The following is a 20,065-nucleotide window of genomic DNA, read 5'->3' on the forward strand; positions in this document are numbered from 1 at the left end:
GCCCGCGCCGCAGCGGTGTCATGGACAGGCACTTATGCTGTGGCATTGGATTTGACTGGAGGATTGCCCATGACTGCACCGCGCGAACTCGGCCGTTCCGGCCTGAAAGTGCTTCCCATCGCGTTCGGCGGCAACGTGTTCGGCTGGGGCGCGGACGAGAAGACCTCGTTCGCCCTGCTCGATGCGTTCGTCGATGCCGGCTACAGCCTGGTCGATACCGCCGATGTGTATTCGGCCTGGGTGCCGGGCAACCAGGGCGGCGAATCGGAAACGATCCTGGGCCGCTGGTTCCAGCGCAGCGGCAAGCGCGACAAGGTGGTGCTGGCCACCAAGGTGGCCAAATGGGCCGAACACCCGGGGCTCTCCGCCGACAACATCAATGCGGCGGTGGAAGATTCGCTGCGCCGCCTGCAGACCGATGTGATCGATCTGTACCAGGCGCACGAGGATGACGAATCCACCCCGCTGGAAACCACGCTGGCCGCTTTCGGCCGGTTGATCGAACAGGGCAAGGTGCGCGCGATTGGCGCCTCCAACTACAGCGCCGAGCGCCTGCAGGCTGCATTGAAGGTGTCGGCGGACTACAAGCTGCCCCGCTACGAGACGCTGCAGCCGGAGTACAACCTGTATGACCGTGCCGGTTACGAAAGCGGGTTGGAAGCGGTGGCGCGTGAGCACGGGCTGGGCGTGATCAGCTACTACTCGCTGGCCAGCGGCTTCCTCAGCGGCAAGTACCGCAGTGCCGACGATGCGGCCAAGAGCAGCTCCCGCGGCAGCAGCGTGGTGGCCAAGTACGTCAATCCGCGCGGCCTGCGCATCCTGCAGGCGCTGGACGACGTGGCCGGCACGTACAGCGCGACCCCCGCCCAGGTCGCCATTGCGTGGTTGATCGCCCGCCCGGGCATCACCGCGCCGATCGTCAGCGCCACCCGCGTGGACCAGCTGCACGACGTCCTCGCCGCGGCCCAGGTGGGCCTGACCGCCGAAGACATCGCGCAGCTGGAAAGCGCCAGCGCCGCCTGATTCGACGCGGACACCTCAACGAACGGCCACCCCAGGGTGGCCGTTTCCACATCACCCCACCGCCGCCCCGTCTTCTGCTACCAACGCGTGATGCAGGCTGACCCCGGCGCGCACCCCTTCCGCGCTGGCCAGCGTGATGTTGCCCATCAAGGTCGCATCGCCCGCTGCGTAGACGCCGGGCACGCTGGTCTGCTTCTGCGCGTCCACCCGCACCAGCACGCCGACCGGGCTTTCCTCCAGCTCACAGCCGAGCTGCTCCACCAGCGCCGAGCCCATCTCCTGGCGCGCACTGACGAACAGCGCGCGCAGGTCGATGTGGCGTCCATCGGCCAGCAGCGCCCCACTCAACTGCGGTGCGTCGCCTTCCAGTGCCACGACCGTTTCGGTTTCGATTTGCACGCCGCGCCGCTGCAGCGTGCCCAGCTGCTCGTCATCCAGCGCCATGCCCTGCGTGAAGAAGGTGACCTGGCCCCAGTCGGCGATCAGCCCGGCCATGATCGGCGACATCGGATGTCCCCCCAGCAGCCCGATCGCGCCACCGCCCACCTCATAGCCATGACAGTACGGGCAGTGCAGCACGCTGTGGCCCCAGCGCTCGGTCAGGCCGGGCAGCTCGGGCAGCACATCGCGGATGCCGGTGGCCAGCAGCAGCTTGCGCGCCGCCCATGTATCACCGGCTGCAGTGCTCACCGCGAAACCATCCACGGTGGGCTGCGCGTCGGTGGCGGTGTCATTGGCCCAGCGCACGCTGGGGTAATCCAGCAGCTGTGCCTTGGCCTGGCGCAGCAGGTCACCGCCGGAGATGCCGTCCAGGCCCAGCACCCCGTGCGAGTGGCTGGAGAAGCGGTTGCGCGGTAGGCCGCTGTCGATCACCAGCACCCTGCGGCGCGCGCGCGCCAGCATCATGGCGGCGGAGAGGCCGGCGAAACTGCCGCCGACGATCACGGCATCAAAGGTCATGCGGAACTCCCGTGGTGTGCTGGGCCAGGTGCTGGGCAAAGGCGTCACCCAGGGTGGCCAGCGTGGTGGCATGCAGGCGTTGTTCGAGCAGCGCCTGCGCCTGTTGGTAGCTCTCGTCCAACGCGGCGTTGACCACCTGCTGCACCGGGCAGCCGCGCCCGGTTTCGCGCGCGCCGGTGTGCAGCAGCGCCGGCGAGCCGATGGCGAGATAGACATCGTGCAGGGTGATGGTGGCCGGGTCGCGCGCCAGCTGGCTGCCGCCGCCATGGCCGCGCGCGGTGTGGACCAGCCCGCCCTTCTGCAGCGCGGCCAGCAGGCGGCGGATCACCACCGGGTGGGTGGGCAGGCAGGTGGCGAGCTGTTCAGAGGTGCGCGGTCCGTCCTGGCCGACCAGGTGGGCCATGATGTGGAGCGCGTCGGAGAACTGGTTGCTGGATTTCATGTAACACGAATAGTTACATATCAAATCCAAGCGGGCAAGCTGTCTCTCTGTTCTACCGGTGCCTGCATTGAAACGGTAATAAAAGTTTCATATGCATGAATGAGACAGAAAATGTGCTTCAGGTCGCACTTCAGAAGCTCGCGCCCCATTCCGATACCGCCATCGCCCTTCCCTTTTTCAGTGATCCGCGATGCCCATCTCCTCCGTTGCGCCCGCGCGCGCCCTCAGCCTGCAGTTCAAGCTGCTTGGCGCCCTGTCGCTTGGCCTGGCCGTGGTGGTGCTGTGCGCCCTGGCCGGGTTGGGGTCGGCCTGGCTGAATCTTTCCACCACCATCCCGCCCGAAGTGGCCCGCAACGCCCAGGCCGAAGGCCTGCAGCGCGAGTTCCGCATGCAGGTGCAGGAGTGGAAGAACGTGCTGCTGCGTGGCAGCGACGAGGCACTGCGGACCAAGCACCTGGCAGCCTTTGATGCACAGGGCGGCAAGACCCGCGACCTCGCCAAGGGACTGGCCGCGGGCGGAGATGCCGAAACGGTGCGGCTGGCGCAGGCGTTCCTGGCCCAGCATGCGGTACTGGAAAAGGAGTACCACGGTGCGCTCGAAGCGTTCGCGGCCAGCGGCTACAGCCCGCTGGAGGGCGACGCGCTGGTGCGCGGCAAGGACCGCGCACTGGGTACCACGCTGGATGCGCTGGGCAAGCAGACCGCAGCGGTGGCCGAACGCGCGGTGCAGGCGCGCTCGGAACAGGCGCGGCGCATGCTGGTCGTCTGTGCAGCGCTTACCGCGCTGGCAGCGGTGGTGCTGATGGTGGTACTGGCGGTGTGGCTGCGTCGTTCGGTGATCGCGCCGGTGGTGGCCGTGGAAGCAGCCGCGCGCGCGGTGGCACGCGGTGAGCTGGACCACATCGTGCAGGTGCGCAGTCGCGATGAGATCGGCCGCCTCGGCCAGGCGATGATCGCGGTGACCGGCACGCTGAAGGAGGTGCTGGCCGCGCAGGCCGGCATGGCACAGCGCCATGATGCGGGCGAGATCAGCTACCGCATGGATGCCAGCGCGTTCCCGGGCGGCTACGGGCAGATGGTCAACGACAGCAACGCGCTGGTGGATGCACACGTACAGGTGCAGCTGCGCGCGATCGAGGTGATGGGCCGTTACGCGGTGGGCGACCTGTCGCCCGACATGCCGCGCCTGCCGGGCGAAAAGGCGTTGATCACCGAGGCGCTGGATGCGGTCAAGCACAACCTGGGTTCGATCAACGCCGAGATCAAGCGACTGGCCACGGCCGCTGCAGCCGGCGACTTCAGCCAGCGCGGCGATGCGGCGCGTTACCAGTACGACTTCCGCGACATAATGGGCGGCCTGAACCAGCTGATGGAAACCACCGAGCGCGACCTGGGCCAGGTGTCCGGCGTGCTGCAGGCCATTGCGCGCGGCGATCTGAGCGCGCGCATGCACGGCCAGTTCCACGGTGTGTTCGCCCGCATGCGCGACGATGTGGCACTGACCAGCGGCCAGCTCACCGGCATCGTGGGCGACATCAAGCGCGCGGCGCAGGCGATCCAGACCGCCGCCAGCGAGATCGCGGCCGGCAACAACGATCTTTCCCAGCGCACCGAGCAGCAAGCCGCCAACCTGGAGGAGACCGCTGCGTCGATGGAGGAGCTGACCTCCACCGTGCGCCAGAATGCCGAACACGCACGCCAGGCCAACCAGCTGGCGATCGGCGCGGCCAGCGTGGCCGCACAGGGCGGCGAGGTGGTCGGCCAAGTGGTGACCACGATGAGCGCAATCGAAACCAGTTCAAAGCGCATTGCCGAAATCATCTCGGTGATCGATGGCATTGCGTTCCAGACCAACATCCTGGCGCTCAACGCGGCGGTGGAAGCGGCCCGTGCCGGCGAGCAGGGCCGTGGCTTCGCCGTGGTCGCCAGCGAGGTGCGCACGCTGGCGCAGCGCTCGGCGGGTGCGGCCAAGGAAATCAAGACGCTGATTGAAGCCTCGGTCGAGGATGTAGCCAGCGGTTCGCGGCTGGTGCACCAGGCCGGGCAGACCATGGGCGAGATCGTCAGTGGCGTGCAGCGGGTCACCGACATCATGGCCGAGATCTCGGCGGCCTCGCAGGAGCAGACCGCCGGCATCGAGCAGGTCAGCCAGACCGTGGTGCACATGGATGAGGCCACCCAGCAGAACGCGGCGTTGGTGGAGGAAGCCTCCGCCGCCGCGCGCAGCATGGAAGAGCAGGCCATTGCGCTGAACGATGCGGTGGATGTGTTCGTGCTGGCGCCGGTGGCGCCGGCGTTGTCGCGCGCGGCGTAGGCAAAGGCGTATCGACCAACGGTCGATACCTACCGGAGGAAGGCCTGTCCCGTCATGGATTCGGCGAGGTAATCGAGGAAGCTGCTGATGCGCGCCGACACGGCGGTGTTGCGGTAGTACACGGCGTGGATCGGCTGGCGCACTTCCACGGTCAGCGCCGGCAGCACCTGCACCAGCGTGCCCGCATCGCGGTCGCGATGGGTCATGAAGTCGGACAGGCAGACCACGCCCGCCCCTTCCAGCGCCAGACGGCGCAGGGTTTCGCCGCTGGACACCGCCACCGCCGGGCGGATGTGCAGCAGCGCGTCGGTGCGCCCGGGCAGCGGCCAGTGGTTGAGCGAGTCGGGCTCGTTGAAGCCCAGCAGCGCGTGGCCGTCGAGGTCCTCCACTGTTTTCGGGGTGCCGTGTTCGGCCAGGTAGGCCGGGCTGGCCAGCACCCGCAGGCGGCTGTGCGCGAGCGGGCGCGCATGCAGGGTGGAATCGGCCAGCGGGCCAATGCGGATGGCCACGTCGGTCCGGCGCTCGAGCAGGTCGATGTAGCGCTCGCTGCTGTTGAGCTCCAGCTGCACGTCCGGGTAGCGCATGCGGAAGCCGGCCACCAGCGGGGCGATCACATGCAGCACGAACGGGGTGGCCGCATCCACGCGCAGGCGGCCGGCCGGGCGCTGGCGGCGCGCGGTCATCTGCTCTTCGGCCGCCTCCACCGAGGCCACGATGGCACGGGCCTGGGCCAGGAAGGCGTCGCCCTCCTCGGTGAGCTGCAGCCGCCGGGTGGTGCGGGTCAGCAGCGTGGTGCCCAGCTTTTCCTCCAGCCGGCCCAGGGCCCGGCTGACCCCGGAGGTGGTCTGGCCCAGTTCTTCGGCGGCGGCGGTGATCGAACCGCTGTCGATCACGGCGATGAACGCCTGCATTTCATCGAGGGTGGTCTTCATGGGCCCATTATTGACCATGAAGCAAGAGTCATTGGCGTGAAGACCGGTTTTTCAGCAAGAGTCCGGCGCGCAGACTGCGCACCTTCTTCTTCCACCGGTAACCCTCATGTCCCGTGGCATCCCCTTGGCCCTGTTGGCGCTTACGCTGGGTGCGTACGCCATCGGCACCACTGAATTCGTCATCGTCGGGCTGATCCCGACCATTGCCGCCGATCTCGGCGTGTCCCTGCCCTCCGCGGGCCTGCTGGTCTCGCTGTACGCGCTGGGCGTGGCGGTCGGCGCGCCGGTGCTGACCGCCCTGACCGGCCGCGTACCGCGCAAGACCCTGCTGGTGGCGCTGATGGTGCTGTTCACGCTGGGCAATGTGATTGCCTGGATGGCGCCCAGCTACGGCTCGCTGATCGTGGCACGGGTGTTGACCGGGCTGGCTCACGGCGTGTTCTTCTCGATCGGCTCGATCATTGCCACGTCGGTGGTGCCGAAGGAAAAGGCGGCCAGCGCGATCGCGATCATGTTCACCGGGCTGACCGTGGCACTGGTCACCGGGGTGCCGCTGGGTACGTTCATCGGCCAGCACCTGGGCTGGCGCGCCACCTTCCTGGCCGTAGCGGCGCTGGGCGTGATCGCGCTGATCGGCAGCCTGCTGTTCGTGCCGCGCAACCTGCAGCGCAGCGAGCCGGCCACGTTCGGCCAGCAGCTCTCGGTGCTGGCGCAACCGCGCCTGCTGCTGGTGTATGCGATCACCGCGCTGGGCTATGGCGGTACGTTCCTGTCCTTTACCTATCTCGCGTCGATCCTGCAGGACGTCACCGGTTTCTCGCCGAATGCGGTGAGCGGCGTGCTGCTGGTGTATGGCGTGTCGGTGGCGATCGGCAACCTGTGGGGTGGCCGCCTGGCCGACCGCCGTGGCCCGATCCCGGCGTTGAAGCTGATCTTCGGGCTGCTGGCGCTGGTGCTGTTCGCGCTGACCTTCACCGCGCACAACACCTGGCTGGTGCTGCTGACGGTGCTGGCGCTGGGCGCGGTGGCGTTCGGCAACGTACCGGGGCTGCAGGTGTACGTGGTGAAGCAGGCGCAGCGGTTCGCGCCGCAGGCGGCGGACGTGGCCTCTGGCCTGAACATCGCCGCGTTCAACGTGGGCATCGCAATGGGTGCTTCGCTGGGCGGGCTGGTGGTGGATCACCTCGGCCTGATGCACACGCCGTGGCTGGGTGCGCTGGTGGTGCTGGGTGCGCTGGGGCTGACCGTGCTGAGCGGGCGGCTGGACCGGCGCGACGGGATCGAGGACCGCGCCGAGGGCGTGGTTGCCGCCGCCCATTGAGCCTTCTCATTTGATTCGTTTAACGGTGCACGGCGTAGCCTGCACTTCCCCCACTGAAGGAGTTTTTCATGAGCATTCCCGCATTTGGCCTCGGCACGTTCCGCCTGAAGGACCAGACCGTCATTGATTCGGTCCGCAACGCATTGGACGTGGGCTACCGCGCCATCGATACGGCGCAGATCTACGGCAACGAGGCCGAGGTCGGGCAGGCCATCGCCGAGTCGGGCGTGGCGCGTGAGGACCTGTTCCTCACCACCAAGGTCTGGATTGCCAGCTTCCAGCACGATGCGCTGCTGGAGAGCCTGCGCGAGAGCCTGCGCAAGCTGCGCACCGACCATGTGGACCTGACCCTGATCCACTGGCCGTCCCCGAATGATGCGGTGCCGATGGCCGAATACCTGGGCGCGCTGGCGCAGGCCAAGGCCGAGGGCCTGACCCGGCAGATCGGCATTTCCAATTTCACCATCGACCTCACCCGCAAGGCGATTGCGATCCTCGGTGCCGATGCGATCGCGACCAACCAGATCGAGGTGCATCCGTACCTGCAGAACCGGGCGTTGATCGCGTTCCTGCGCGAGCAGGGCATCCATGTGACGGCCTACATGAGCCTGGCCTATGGCGAGGTGTTGAAGGACCCGGTGATCCAGGCCATTGCCCAACGCCACGATGCCACCTCGGCGCAGGTGGCGCTGGCCTGGGCACTGCAGCAGGGGCTCGCGGTGATTCCGTCGTCGACCCGTCGCGAGAACCTGGCCAGCAACCTGTTGGCGGCGGACCTGCGGTTGAGCGATGAGGACATGGCCCAGATCGCCACGCTGGATCGTGGTCAGCGCCTGGCGAACCCGGAAGGCATCGCACCGGCGTGGGATTGATTGCGACGCGGGTCAGGCCAACAGCCAGTCGCGCATCGCGGCGCTGACCTCTTCCGGCTTTTCCATGGGGGCGAGGTGGCCGCAATCGGGCAGCACGACCAGGGTTGAGCCGGGGACCAGGGCATGCATCTCCTCGCTGATCGCCAGCGGGGTGATGCGGTCGTTGGCGCCGCACAGGATCAGCAGCGGGTCGCGGTAGCCGGCCAGCACGTCGTGGCCGTCAACGCGATCCAACGCGCTCTGGCGCAGGAATACGTCGGCCCCCAGCCGCGCGGTCATGTCGCGCACGCGCTGGACCAGCACGTAGTCGTCCAGCCGCGAGGCATCGATGTAGCTGCGCATCAGCTTGTCGCCGAAGCCATGGAACGTGCCAGGCAGGCGCACGCTGGAACGCTGCGACTGGCGCTGGGCGGCGCGCTCGGGCGAATCGGCGTGGATCGAGGTGTCGATCAGCGCCAGCCGCAGTACCCGCTCCGGGGCCACGCGCAGGATCTGCTGCGCGACGAAGCCGCCCAGTGAGAAGCCGGCCAGGGCGAAGCGTTCCGGCGCGTTGGCCAGTACGTCGTCGACCACGGCCTGCATCGTTTCGCCACGGGTCTGGTCGCCGACGCTGCAGTCGGCAATATCGGACAGCGCGGCGATCTGCCCGCGCCAGAGCTCGGCGTCGTTGAGCAGGCCGGGCAGCAGCAACAGCGGTACACGATCAGTCATGGGGCTATTGTCGATGATCCGGGGGGCCACGGGATGTCGTGTGTGGCCCGGTGTGTTGCAGGGCCGAAAAGCAGGGGCGCCCCATGAAACAGACACTTGGGGCAGTAGCGTGACTCAGTACCAGTCCGGTGCACCCGGCTGGTTAGGCTCGGGCCCTTCCCCTTTCCAGTGAGCCCTGCATGGATTCCATTCCCGGTATCACCGCCGCTGCCACGCCCACCGCGACGTCCACCAGCACCCCGAGTGCGCCCACCGCGCCGGCGAAAGTTGCCGCGCTGCCGCTGGAAACCATCGTGCAGCGGGAACTGGCCTATTACGAGGTGATCACCCCTGCGCTGAAACCGGCGGTACAGGACGCGAAGCTGGATACAGGGGAAAAGCGGATGGCAGCGCTGGGGGATCAGCTGCGCTACATCACCAATCGCTGCACAATTGGGAGCGTTACCCTGGAAGCGTTCATCCGCCAGTACCCAGACGTGCTGGAGCGCGGTCGGGCGTTGATGGCTGCGTTGCCGGCACCGGATGACACGAAATTCACCTATGGCTCACTCGCCTATCAGACGATGCTGACCAACGCCGCCTTCCCTGACAACCGTTTGGGACCCGTCCCGCGCGAGCATTCGGCGTTCTTCCTCAACCAGGCGACAGAGCCACCAGCACAGTGAGCGGCGCGCGGCACCGTGCAATCTGCGCGATGCCGCGATGCCGGCGGTGATAGGTACGCACGGGGATGGGCCGTCGTAGGGTCGGCTCCCAAACGACTGCCGATATGCGCGCAACGTTCGGTAACGCATGACCTTCAACGAAGGCGTCTCTTCGGTGCAGGTCATGCGTCACCGTGCCGATCACATCCATCGGCAGTCGTTCGGGAACCGACCCTACCGCGCCAACCCATTCGGATGCGTTGGCGCGGTTCCGGTTGTCAGTGGGTGACGCCTTCGGGCGGCAACGCGACCTTGGCGTCCTGTACCGGCAGGGTGACCACCATCACCGTGGGGTCGTCGGGATCGAGCTTGGTCTTGAAGCCCAGGCTCTGGCACATCGCCAGCATGGTGCTGTTTTCGCGCAACACCTGGCCTTCGACGATGTTCAGGCCCAGCCACTGGGCGTACTCGATCATGATCGTCATCAGGCGCCAGCCGATGCCGTGGCCCTTGAGGTCGGAGCGGATCAGGATGCCGTACTCGCCGCGATCGTAATCCGCATCCGCATGCAGGCGCACGGCGCCGAGCATGTCGCCGCTGCGCGGGTCGATCGCCACCAGCGCGATGGAACGGGCGTAGTCGAGCTGGGTCAGGCGCGCGATGAACTCGTGGCTGAAATGCTTCACCGACTGGAAGAAGCGCAGGCGCAGGTCGTCATCGGTGACGCGCGCGAAGAAGGCGCGGAACAAGGCATCGTCTTCCGGCCGCACCGGGCGCACGAACGCTGGCGCACCGTCAGAGAGGATGATGGTGCGTTCCCACTCCTTGGGGTACGGGAACACCGCGAAACGCGGATGGCCACGGCCCTTGTGCAGCTTGCGCGACGGCGCGATGGCCACGCGCGCGTCCAGCGCCATCACGCCCTCGCGGTCGGCCAGCAATGGGTTGATGTCCAGCGTGCGCACTTCGGGAATGTCGGCCGCCAGCTGCGCCAGCTTGACCAGGATCAGCGCCACGGCGCGCTCGTCGGCGGCGGGCACGTCGCGGTAGGCCTTGAGGATGCGCGAGACGCGGGTGCGGCCGATCAGCTCGTGGGCCAGGCGCAGGTCCAGCGGCGGCAGCGCCAGCGCCTTGTCATCGATCACTTCCACGGCGGTGCCCCCGCGGCCGAACACCACCACCGGGCCAAAGGTCGGGTCATCGGCGATGCCGGCGATCAGCTCGCGTGCCTTGGGCCGCACGATGGTGGGCTGTACCAGCACGCCGTCGATGCGCGCGTTCGGCCGCATCTCATGGGCACGGGCGAGGATGGAGCTGGCGGCGGCCTGTACCGCCTGCAGGCTGCCCAGGTTGAGGCGCACGCCATCGACATCGGACTTGTGCGGGATGTCGGCCGAGAACACCTTTACCGCCACCGTGGCGCCCTGCTCCAGCAGCGGCTGGGCCAGGTCCATGGCTTCATGCGGGTCGCGCGCCTGCATCACCGGCGCGGAGGGAATGCCGTAGGCCGAGAGCAGTTGGTGGGTGGCGATGGGATCCAGCCACTGCTGGCCGGCAGCCAGCGCGGCCTCCACGATGGCGCGCGCGGCGGCGGTATCCACCACGAAATCCTGCGGCAGGCTGGGCGGGGTTTCCATCAGCGCCGCCTGCGCATCGCGGTAGCGCACCAGGTGCTGGAACCCGCGCACGGCCTCGGCCTCGGTCGGGTAGGTCGGCACCCGCGCGGCGTTGAGGGTGGCGGTGGCACGGTCGTCGTTGCCCAGCCACACCGCGAACACCGGCTTGTCGCGGTGGTGGCGCGGGCGCAGGCCGAGCGTGCGGGTCAGCGCCTGTGCGGCGTCTGCCGATGAGGTAAACGCAGTCGGGACGTTGACCACCAGCACCGCGTCGTTGCCGGTGTCGGACATCAGCGCGTCGATGGCAGCCGCATAGCGGTCACCGTCTGCGTCGACCACGATGTCGACCGGGTTGCTGCGCGACCAGCCTTCGGGCAACACGGCATCCAGCTCAGCGATGGTACCGGGCGAGAGTTCGGCCAGACTGCCGCGCAGGGCCAGCAGCTGGTCCACGGCCAGCCGCCCTACCCCGCCGCCGTTGCTGAGGATGGCCAGCCGGCGCCCCGGGAACGTACCGAGGCGGCCGAGCGTCTCGGCGGCGGTGAACAGCTCGTCCAGCGCGCTCACCCGCAGCAGGCCGGCGCGGTTGAACGCGGCGCCGTACACCGCGTCGGAGCTGGCCAGCGCCTGCACGTGGGTGTCGCCGTCGGGATCGATGCGGATGTGGCGGCCGGATTTGACCACCACCACCGGCTTGGCGCGCGCGGCGGCACGCGCGGCGGACATGAACTTGCGCGCGTCGCGGATGTGTTCGACGTAGAGCAGGATGGCGCGGGTGCGGTAATCGGTGGCGAAGTAGTCCAGCAGGTCGCCGAAGTCGACATCCAGCGCATCACCCAGCGAGACCACGGCGGAGAACCCGACCGAGCGCGCTACGCCCCATTCGACCAGGGCAGCGGCAATGGCGCTGGATTCGGAGATCAGCGCGAGGTCGCCGGCCTGCGGGAAGTGCGCGGCGATGCTGGCGTTGAGCCGCGCGTGCGGGGCGATCACGCCCAGGCAATGCGGGCCGAGGATGCGCAGGCCCTTGGGCCGTGCGGCGGCTTCGACCTGCTCGGCCAGCGAGCCCGGGCCCTGGCCGAGGTTGGCGGTGAGGATGATGGCCGCGGCCACGCCCCGTTCGGCGGCGGTGGCCACCACCTGCGGCACGATGCTGGCCGGGGCGGTGATGACGATGAGTTCGGGCACCCAGTCGAGGTCCTTCAGCCGTTTGACCGTACTGATGCCGTCGATTTCGCCGTAACGCGGGTTGATCCAGGCGACCTTGCCGGGAAAGCCGGTGGCGCGCAGGTTGCGCATGACCGCGCGGCCGGCGGAACGCTCACGCGGGCTGCCGCCGACGACGGCCACCGACTGCGGGCGGAATACGGATTGCAGGTGGTAGGTGCTCATGGGGTCGAACAGTCACCGGGACACGTGCTGACACGGTACACGGCTGGCGGTCGCGTTGGGATGATCTGGCGCAAGCGATCGGTTACGGCCGCAACGCCACGCCGCATGCGGCGTGGCGACAGGGCCATTTACAGCAGCGTGCCGCCCAGGATCATTGCGGCGATGCTGAAGTAGATCACCAGGCCGGTGACGTCGACCAGGGTGGCCACGAACGGCGCCGAGGCACTGGCCGGGTCGAAGCCCAGGCGCTTGAGGATGAAGGGCAGCATCGAGCCGGACAGCGAGCCGAACGTGACGATGCCAACCAGCGCCGCGCCGATGGTGAGCGCCAGCAGCTGCCAGTGCTCGCCGTAGTCGTGCAGGCCGAGCAGCTGCCAGGACACGATGCGGATCATCGCCAGCACGCCGAGGATGGCGCCCAGGGTGATGCCGGTGGGCACTTCGCGCAGGGCGACCTTCCACCAGTCGCGCAGGCGCAGTTCGCGCAGCGCCAGGCTGCGGATCAGCAGCGAGGTGGCCTGCGAACCGGAGTTGCCGCCCGAGCTCATGATCAGCGGGATGAACAGCGTGAGCACCACGGCACGGGCCAGCTCGTCCTCGTAATGCTGCATGGCGCTGGCGGTGAGCATTTCGCCGAGGAACAGCACGCTCAACCAGCCGGCACGCTTGCGCAGCATCTCGAAGAAGCCGATCTGCATGTACGGCTTTTCCAGCGCTTCCATGCCGCCGAACTTGTGCGCGTCTTCGGTGGATTCTTCGATCAGCGCATCCAGGATGTCATCCACGGTGACGATGCCCAGCACCTGCTGGCGGGCATCGACCACGGGAATGGCGAGCAGGTCGTGGCGGCGGATCAGCTGCGCCACTTCTTCCTGGTCGAGCATGGCATCGACGGTGACCGGGGGGTTGACCTGGGCCACCTCCAGGATCGGCTCGTCCGGCAGGCCGGTGATCAGCCGGCGCATGGTGACCACCTGCTGCAGGGCCTGGGTGGCCGGGTCGAGCACGTAGATGGCGTACACGGTCTCGCGGGTGCGCTCGACTTCGCGGATGTGCTGCAGGGTGCGGCCCACGGTCCAGTCGGCGGGCACGCTGACGAATTCGGTGGTCATCAGCGCGCCGGCGGTGTGCGCCGGGTAGCTGAGCAGCTGCTGGATGGCCTGGCGCGAATCGGCGCTGAGCAGCGGGATCAGGCGTGCGCGTTCGTCCTCGTCCAGCTCATGGACGATGTCGGTGGCACGGTCGTCGGCCATCAGGCCCAGCAGCGCGGCGGCCTTGGCCACCGGCAGGGTGGCGACCAGGTCGCCGCTGCGGGTGAGCTCGGGCTGCTCGAGCATTTTCACCGCGCGCGGCAACGGCAACGCGGCCAGGGTGTCGGCGGCGCGCGACAGCTCCAGGGTGTTGAGGTATTCCACCGCGTCGGCGGTGTTGAAGTCCTGCAGGGGTGCGCTCAGGGCGGCGGCATCCGCCACCGGGCGCAGGAGGTCTTTCTGGTTCATGGGGTTCGCCTTGTGGATCGCGTTCGCGCGACGCCAACGCTGGCGAACCGTCCCGTGTCAGGCGGTGGCCATCGCTGGCGTCGAGCAAGGTCGACTTCTACTGTCGCTGGACATGGGTTGAGGACTCCGGATGGGTGTTTGCGCCACCGAACGGCGCCGGCGGAGTCTGGACCCGCGGGCAGGCGGGGTCAACCCCTGCCCCGCCGGCGTTCGGGCGCGGTTGAAGGTCATTGACGCGCGCGGCCGCATAATGAGCCGCCGGCGACGGGCCGATGCTTCGACACACGGGATTCCCCATGCATAGCGGTGCCCTGGAACTGGCCCTGGTGCTGCTGCTGGCCGCGGTGATCGCGGTGCCGGTGTTCAAGAAGCTCGGGCTGGGCGCGGTGCTGGGCTACCTGGCCGCCGGCGTGGTGCTGGGCCCGGATGGGCTGGGTTTCGTACAGGACGCGGACCGGATCCTGGGCGCGGCCGAGATCGGCGTGGTGATGCTGCTGTTCGTGATCGGCCTGGAACTGTCGCCGACGCGCCTGAAAGTAATGCGGCGTTCGGTGTTCGGCGCGGGTGCGGCGCAGGTGGCGCTGAGCGCGCTGGTGCTGGGCAGCCTGCTGATGCTGGACCACTTCCAGTGGAAGGCCGCGCTGATCGTGGGTATCGCGCTGGCGCTGTCGTCCACCGCGGTGGGCCTGCAGCTGCTGTCCGAACACAAGGGCATCAACAGCGATTACGGCCGGCTGGGCTTTGCCATCCTGCTGTTCCAGGACCTGATCGCCATTCCGCTGCTGGCCGCCATTCCGCTGCTGGGCGGGGCCAAGAACGAAACCCTGAGCTGGAACGATGTGGCCGTGGCGCTGGGCGCGCTGGCGGTGGTGATCCTGTGCGGGCGGCCGGTGCTACGCCGGCTGTTCAACATCATCGCGCGCACGCGCAGCCCGGAAGTGTTCACGGCCATGGCGCTGCTGGTGGTGCTGGGCACGGCCTGGTTCATGCAGGAGGCGGGGCTCAGCCCGAGCCTGGGCGCGTTCCTGGCCGGGGTGCTGCTGTCGGATTCGGAGTTCCGGCACGAGCTGGAATCGCAGATCGAACCGTTCAAGGGCCTGCTGCTGGGGCTGTTCTTCATCGCGGTGGGCATGGGCATCGACCTGGACCGCGTGGTGGCCGAACCGGCGCTGATCGCCATTGGCGTGACGGCGCTGCTGGTGGTCAAGTTCGGGCTGCTGTTCGGGATCGGCAAGGTGGCACGGCTGAGTACGCGGCATGCGCTGATGCTGGGCAGCGTGCTGTGGCTCGGCGGCGAGTTCGCGTTCGTGGTGTTCAACGAGGCGCAGCGCGTGCATCTGCTGGGTGACGCCAACCACGACCGGCTGGTGGCGATCGTGGGCCTGTCGATGGGGCTCACGCCGCTGCTGATGATCGCGTTGCTGCGCCTGCTCGGCAGCGAACATGCGCCGGCCGGTGACAAGCCGCCGGCCGACAAGGTGGACAACGGCGGCGACGGGATCACCGTGATGATTGCCGGCATGGGCCGTTTCGGCCAGGTGGTGGCGCGCCTGCTGACCGCGCAGAAGATTCCGTTCGTGGCGCTGGAGGCGAACCCGGACACCGTGTCGGACCTGCGCCGCTTCGGCAACAAGCTGTACTACGGCGACCCGACCCGCCCCGAGATGCTGCGCGCGGCGGGCGGCGAGAACGTGCGCGTGTTCGTGATCACGCTGGACGACCCGGAGGCGAACATGCGTGCCACGCGGTTGATCCGGCGCATGTACCCGAATGCGGTGGTGCTGGCCCGGGCGCGCAACCGCCAGCATGCGTGGCGCTTGATGGACATGTCGGCCGAGCCGTTCCGCGAGGTGTTCGGCACCAGCCTGGATATGAGCGAGCGGGTGCTGACCGCGCTCGGCATCCCGACCGAGACCGCGCGCGCCCATGTGGAGCGCTTCCGCGAACATGACGAGAAACTGCTGCGCGACCAGTACCTGGTCTACGACGACGAAGCCGCAGTGATCCAGACCTCACGCGATGCACGTGCAGACCTGATGCACCTGTTCGAGGCCGATGCGAGTCGCGACGGAAAAGAAGAGGGCGAACGCCGCGATTAACCGTTATCGCGCAGGAACCGGGCCATCGAAGAAACGCCCGGCACGCGCGGTTCGAACTCGCCGGCCACGTCGATGAAACCGCGCATCACCGCGATCTCGCGCGGGCTGCGGTTGAGCGCATCGCGCACGTCCGGGTCCGCGCCCGCACGCAGCAGGCGCTGCACCAGCAGCGGCAAGCCGTGCAATGCCGCCAGATGCAGCGGACCGAAGCCACGCGGATCGCGCGCCTCCAGTGATACGTCTTCATCCAGCAGGCGCTCCACGGCGGCCAGCACGATCTGCTCGTCGCACGCCGTGCCCGGCTCGGCGCGCGCGCCCAGCAGCAACAGCAGCGGGGTGACCGACCCGGCCGCGGCCTGGTCCGGCTCGGCTCCGGCCAGCAGCAAGGTATCCAGCAGGGCCAGCAGGCGCGAACGATCGCGCGCACCGAAGCCGTACAGGGCCGCGCAATGCAGCGGCCCCAGCTGCTGCGCATCACTGGCGTGGACATCGGCACCGGCGGTGAGCAGGCGCGCGGCGATGTCCGGCAGGCCCAGTGCCGAGGCCAGCATCAGCACGGTCACGCCACCGGGCAGCTTGTATTCCAGCTCCGCACCGGCATCCAGCAGCGCCGACACGATGTCGATCTGGCGCATGCTCACCGCTGCCGACAACGGCGTTGCACCACTGGCAGCGGCGTGCTGCGGGTTGGCGCCACGCGCCAGCAGCAGGTCGACTACGGCGAGGTGGCCGCCACCGGCGGCACGCAGCAGCGCGGTGCAGCCCTGCGCATCCACCACGTCCACGGCGAAGCCCAGGTCGTTCAGGCGGCGCACCGCGTCGGCATCGCCGGCCATCGCGGCCGCGGGAAGATCGGCGGCACGCAGCGCGCGGCGCGGCAGCTGCCACACGCGCCAATCCAGCCAGTCGGCCAGGTCGCGGCGGCCGATCGACAGCGCCACGCCCAGCGGGGTCTGGCCATCGGCAGCGCGAGCTTCAGGCGAGGCGCCCTGCTGCACCAGCAGCTTCAGCGAGCCTTCGCGGGCCAGCGCGGTGGCCAAGTGCAGCGCGGTCATGCCGTGGCTGTCGCGCGCTTCGCGGTCGACGCCGAGGGTGAGCAGGGCCTGCTGCAGGCGCAGCCAGCCCAGGCGCACGGCCAGCGACAACGGCGGATCGCCGGCCGGCGATGGCGCGAAGGGATCGGCACCGCGCTCCAGCAGCTCCAGTGCAAGCTGTTCCAGCCCGCGCGCGGCCTGGTCGTGCTGCGCGCAGGCGCTGAGCAGGCGCGCCAGGCCACCGGCACCGGTCGGCGATACGCCCCGGCGCAGCAGCACCTGCAGCGCGGGCACCGCATCGATGCCACGCGCCAGCAGCGCGAACATCGGGGTATCGCCGCAGGCATCCAGGACTTCCGGCGCGGCGCCATGCGCCAGCAGCCACTCCACCGCGTGCGGGTCCAGCGCCAGTTCGCCGTCGTGCAGCAGGCCGCCCAGTTCGTCCGGGCTGCACAGGCGGGCCAGCGAGGCCATGCCATCCACGTTGCCGAAGCCCAGCGCTTCGCGCAGCAGGTCCAGCGGCGGGCGGTCCGGCAGTGCCGGGCTGCCCTGGCCGCTGTCGTCATCGCCGGCGCTGGCCAGGCCATCGCTCACCGCGGTGGGCAGCGGATAGCTGCGGTCCAGCAGCGAGACGATCGCCCAGCGCCCGGCGGCGGCCGCGATATCCACCGCGCGGCGGCCCTGCGGATCCGGCACGTCGGCGGCAATGCCCAGGTCCAGCAGGCGGCGGACCAGCAACGGCGAGACGTTGTCGGCCATGCAGGCCAGCAGCACTGCATTGCGACCTTCCACGTCGACCGCATGCAGGTCGGGCTTGTGCGGCAGCAGGTGTTCAACCACGCCGGCACGGCCACCGCGCGCGGCTTCCAGCCACGGCGTGCGCGACAGCGCATCGCGCGATTCGAGGTTGGCGCCGGCGGCCAGCAGCACATCGATGATGTCGACGTGGCCGGCCAAGGCCGCTTCATGCAGGGCGCTGCGGCGCTGGCGGTCGCGCGCATCGGCGCGTGCCTTGTGCTTGAGCAGCAACTGCACGCCGGCCGGATCGTCTTCCTCAGTGCCGGCCGCGGCCAGCAGCACCGGCGTGCCTTCGGCCGGTTCGGTACGCGCACCGCGCTCGAGCAGGAACCGCGCCAGCCGCCAGTTGCCGACCTGGCAGGCCACCGCCAGCGGCGACCAGCCGTCATTGTTCAGTGCATCCACTTCAGCCGCGGCATCGCGCAGCAGCGCGGCCACGCCGGGGTCGGAGCTGCGTGCGGCGTGGTGCAGCGGGGTGTTGCCGTCGCTGTCGACCGCGCGCGAATCGGCGCCGTTGGCCAGCAGGGTCATCACCGCTTCCGGGCGGCCGTGCCAGCTGTCGCGGGTGGCGGCCAGCAGCGGGGTCATGCCCTTGTGCGGGGTGTTGACGCCCACGCCACGCGCGATCAGCTCGCGCAGCAGGCGCAGGTCGGGCAGCACGGCGGCCAGCACCACCAGGCTGCGCTGGTCGCGCCAGGTCGGGTCGGGCAGGCCCTGCGGGTCCGCCCCGGCGGCCAGCAGCTGCAGGGCGCGGTCGACCCGGCCGCTGCGCGCGGCTTCGTACAGCGCCGGCAGGCGTTCGTGCTGGGCCAGTGGTTCCAGCGGTTGGGTCGGGTCGTCGTGCTGCGCGGCGGCGGCGAACGGATCGCTGCCCAGGTCGATCACGCTGCGGCTGCCCAGCGGGTCGGCCGGCGCGATGCGCTGCAGGGCCAGGTGGGCCAGCGGCGAACCGATCAGCACCGCCAGCGCGAAGGTCCAGCGCATGCCGTCGGGCACCAGCCCCGGCCACGCCGGCACCACCACCAGCGCGCAGATGGCCACCACCAGCGCGGCCACGACCAGCCCGCGCCAGGCGCTGAGATCGCGGCCGGCCAGGGTGCGCCAGTGGCGCGCCAGGCTGCCGTCGCTGCGTTCGATTTCATTCCACAGTGGCCACGTGCGCCAGACGCCGAGCAGCGCGGCACTCACCGCCACGCTCAGGCCAAGCACGGCGGCCAGGCTGCCGCTGTCGTGCAGCGCGGCCAGCGGCCAGGCCACCAGCAGGGCCAGCAATGCCGGGCCGACCGACCACAGCGCGAGCAGCGCGGGCAGGTCCTGGCGGCCCAGCTGGGGCAGCGCCGGCACGGCGCGGCTGCGCCGCCACCACGACACCCCCAGCGCGAACGCCGGCTGCGCCAGTGCGGCACCCAGCGCAGCCGGCACCCCGCCCAGCACCGCGGCCAGCGACAGCAGGCCGCCCGTGGCGAAGGCGATGGCGGCAGCGCGGGTGCGCGGAATATCAGTCATCGCGGCGCGGCACCTTCACGGGCGCGACCGGCGGCGGTGGCATCTGCAGGTGGAAGCCGCGCTCTTTGAGGTTGGCGCGCACTTGATCGGCGTCGGCCAGGGCGAGGCGACGGTCGGGGGTCAGGGCGACTTCCAGCACGAATGCGAACGGCGCCAGCGTGACCTTCAGCGCATCAGGGATGGCATCGAAGGCGTCGCGGGCGGCGAGGTAGACGTAAGTGTCCTGCTTGCGTTGGCTTTTGTAGACGTAGGCTTGCATTGCCCGCGGGGCTTGGCCCTGGGAATAGATACGCCGATTGTGGAGTAAAGCAGGCAACTACGAAAGCCGGGCAGGTGCCAAGGTGTCGGTTTGCTGGCGCGCGGCAGATTCAGGTTCATCAATGTCGCGGCGGTGTTCAGGTAGAGCGGCCACCGTGGAGTGCACGGCGACCGCCCCCGGGTGAAATAACGCGCAGCGTTATTTCACCTTGGCGTAGGTGCCCTTCAGGGCGACGCCGGCCAGGATGGCGCCTGCGTAGCATTCGAAGTTGGTGGTGCTCTTGAATTCGTTCTTCTTGTAGTAGCTGACCACGTCGACCACGGCGTTGGCGCCGCGCGACTTGGCACCGTCCTGCAGCGCCTTCAGCGCCGACAGGGCGACCCAGTTGCAGGCCACGGCATCGCTCTTGTTGGCGGCGTTGGTCTTCTTGTTGGTCACGTCTTCGCCAAGGCGCTGCTGGACGTTGACCTTTTCGCCGGCGAGGAAGAAGCGGACGCTGCCGTCGATACCGGCGGCCTTGGCTTCCGGGGAATTGATCAGCTCATGCAGCGGCAGCTCGACCCGGGTTTCACGGGCATTGGCGGTGCTGGCAACGGCGAGCAGGGCGGTGGCGGCAATCAGGGCAAAACGACGCATTCAAACA

At 68.9% G+C, this 20,065-nt stretch carries 15 protein-coding genes; 6 read left to right on the forward strand and 9 right to left on the reverse strand.

Annotation, left to right across the window (positions count from 1 at the left end; translation table 11 throughout):
* Positions 1–69: 69 nt before the first annotated feature.
* Positions 70–1,023, forward strand: coding sequence for an aldo/keto reductase (locus NMB40_RS17405; RefSeq protein ID WP_494359234.1), 954 nt, complete (start codon positions 70–72; stop codon positions 1,021–1,023).
* 51 nt (positions 1,024–1,074) lie between these two features.
* Here the strand turns inward: NMB40_RS17405 and NMB40_RS17410 are convergent, their stop codons facing one another.
* On the reverse strand, positions 1,075–1,983 hold the full coding sequence (locus NMB40_RS17410; protein ID WP_494359235.1) for an NAD(P)/FAD-dependent oxidoreductase: 909 nt from the start codon (positions 1,981–1,983) through the stop codon (positions 1,075–1,077).
* Complete coding sequence (locus tag NMB40_RS17415) at positions 1,973–2,425, reverse strand: Rrf2 family transcriptional regulator (protein ID WP_494359236.1); 453 nt, start codon at positions 2,423–2,425, stop codon at positions 1,973–1,975. Before NMB40_RS17415 ends, NMB40_RS17410 begins: the two co-directional genes overlap by 11 nt.
* Positions 2,426–2,615: 190 nt before the next feature.
* Here NMB40_RS17415 and NMB40_RS17420 point away from each other — a divergent pair, with 190 nt between their 5' ends.
* A complete protein-coding gene (locus NMB40_RS17420; RefSeq protein WP_494359237.1) occupies positions 2,616–4,739 on the forward strand; it encodes a methyl-accepting chemotaxis protein in 2,124 nt (707 codons plus the stop codon).
* Between the two features lie 29 nt (positions 4,740–4,768).
* On the opposite strand, the gene NMB40_RS17425 is transcribed toward NMB40_RS17420, so the two are convergent.
* Positions 4,769–5,671, reverse strand: coding sequence for a LysR substrate-binding domain-containing protein (locus tag NMB40_RS17425; RefSeq protein ID WP_494359238.1), 903 nt, complete (start codon positions 5,669–5,671; stop codon positions 4,769–4,771).
* 106 nt (positions 5,672–5,777) lie between these two features.
* On the opposite strand from NMB40_RS17425, the gene NMB40_RS17430 reads away from it, so the two are divergent.
* Both NMB40_RS17430 and dkgB read left to right on the forward strand, forming a co-directional pair.
* Positions 5,778–6,992, forward strand: coding sequence for an MFS transporter (locus tag NMB40_RS17430; RefSeq protein WP_448143844.1), 1,215 nt, complete (start codon positions 5,778–5,780; stop codon positions 6,990–6,992).
* Positions 6,993–7,060: 68 nt separating this feature from the next.
* Positions 7,061–7,864, forward strand: a complete 804-nt coding sequence (gene dkgB, locus NMB40_RS17435) for a 2,5-didehydrogluconate reductase DkgB (protein WP_494359239.1) — start codon at positions 7,061–7,063, stop codon at positions 7,862–7,864.
* Positions 7,865–7,876: 12 nt separating this feature from the next.
* On the opposite strand, the gene NMB40_RS17440 is transcribed toward dkgB, so the two are convergent.
* Positions 7,877–8,575, reverse strand: a complete 699-nt coding sequence (locus tag NMB40_RS17440) for an alpha/beta fold hydrolase (RefSeq protein ID WP_494359240.1) — start codon at positions 8,573–8,575, stop codon at positions 7,877–7,879.
* A 179-nt stretch (positions 8,576–8,754) separates the two neighbouring features.
* Between NMB40_RS17440 and NMB40_RS17445 the strand changes: the two genes are divergently transcribed.
* Positions 8,755–9,240, forward strand: coding sequence for a hypothetical protein (locus NMB40_RS17445; protein WP_494359241.1), 486 nt, complete (start codon positions 8,755–8,757; stop codon positions 9,238–9,240).
* A gap of 257 nt (positions 9,241–9,497) precedes the next feature.
* On the opposite strand, the gene NMB40_RS17450 is transcribed toward NMB40_RS17445, so the two are convergent.
* Together NMB40_RS17450 and mgtE are read right to left on the reverse strand one after the other, a co-directional pair.
* Positions 9,498–12,227, reverse strand: coding sequence for a bifunctional acetate--CoA ligase family protein/GNAT family N-acetyltransferase (locus NMB40_RS17450; RefSeq protein ID WP_494359242.1), 2,730 nt, complete (start codon positions 12,225–12,227; stop codon positions 9,498–9,500).
* A gap of 128 nt (positions 12,228–12,355) precedes the next feature.
* The gene (gene mgtE / locus NMB40_RS17455) at positions 12,356–13,726 is read right to left on the reverse strand and encodes a magnesium transporter (RefSeq protein WP_494359243.1); all 1,371 of its coding nucleotides are present in this window, start codon (positions 13,724–13,726) and stop codon (positions 12,356–12,358) included.
* A 296-nt stretch (positions 13,727–14,022) separates the two neighbouring features.
* On the opposite strand from mgtE, the gene NMB40_RS17460 reads away from it, so the two are divergent.
* Positions 14,023–15,825 (forward strand): monovalent cation:proton antiporter-2 (CPA2) family protein, encoded by a 1,803-nt coding sequence (locus tag NMB40_RS17460; RefSeq protein WP_494359244.1) that lies wholly within the window; start codon positions 14,023–14,025, stop codon positions 15,823–15,825.
* Here the strand turns inward: NMB40_RS17460 and NMB40_RS17465 are convergent.
* The 3 genes from NMB40_RS17465 to NMB40_RS17475 form a co-directional block, all read right to left on the reverse strand.
* Positions 15,822–19,163: an ankyrin repeat domain-containing protein gene (locus NMB40_RS17465; protein WP_494359245.1), complete on the reverse strand. Its 3,342-nt coding sequence runs from the start codon at positions 19,161–19,163 to the stop codon at positions 15,822–15,824. The genes NMB40_RS17460 and NMB40_RS17465 overlap by 4 nt on opposite strands.
* Positions 19,156–19,422 carry a YcgL domain-containing protein gene (locus tag NMB40_RS17470; protein WP_494359246.1) on the reverse strand — a complete coding sequence of 89 codons (267 nt, stop codon included), beginning with the start codon at positions 19,420–19,422 and terminating at the stop codon, positions 19,156–19,158. Before NMB40_RS17470 ends, NMB40_RS17465 begins: the two co-directional genes overlap by 8 nt.
* 198 nt (positions 19,423–19,620) lie before the next feature.
* Complete coding sequence (locus NMB40_RS17475) at positions 19,621–20,058, reverse strand: excinuclease ATPase subunit (RefSeq protein ID WP_282243463.1); 438 nt, start codon at positions 20,056–20,058, stop codon at positions 19,621–19,623.
* Between the last annotated feature and the right edge of the window lie 7 nt (positions 20,059–20,065).

The sequence above is a fragment of the Stenotrophomonas sp. FBCC-B152 genome (assembly GCF_059134105.1).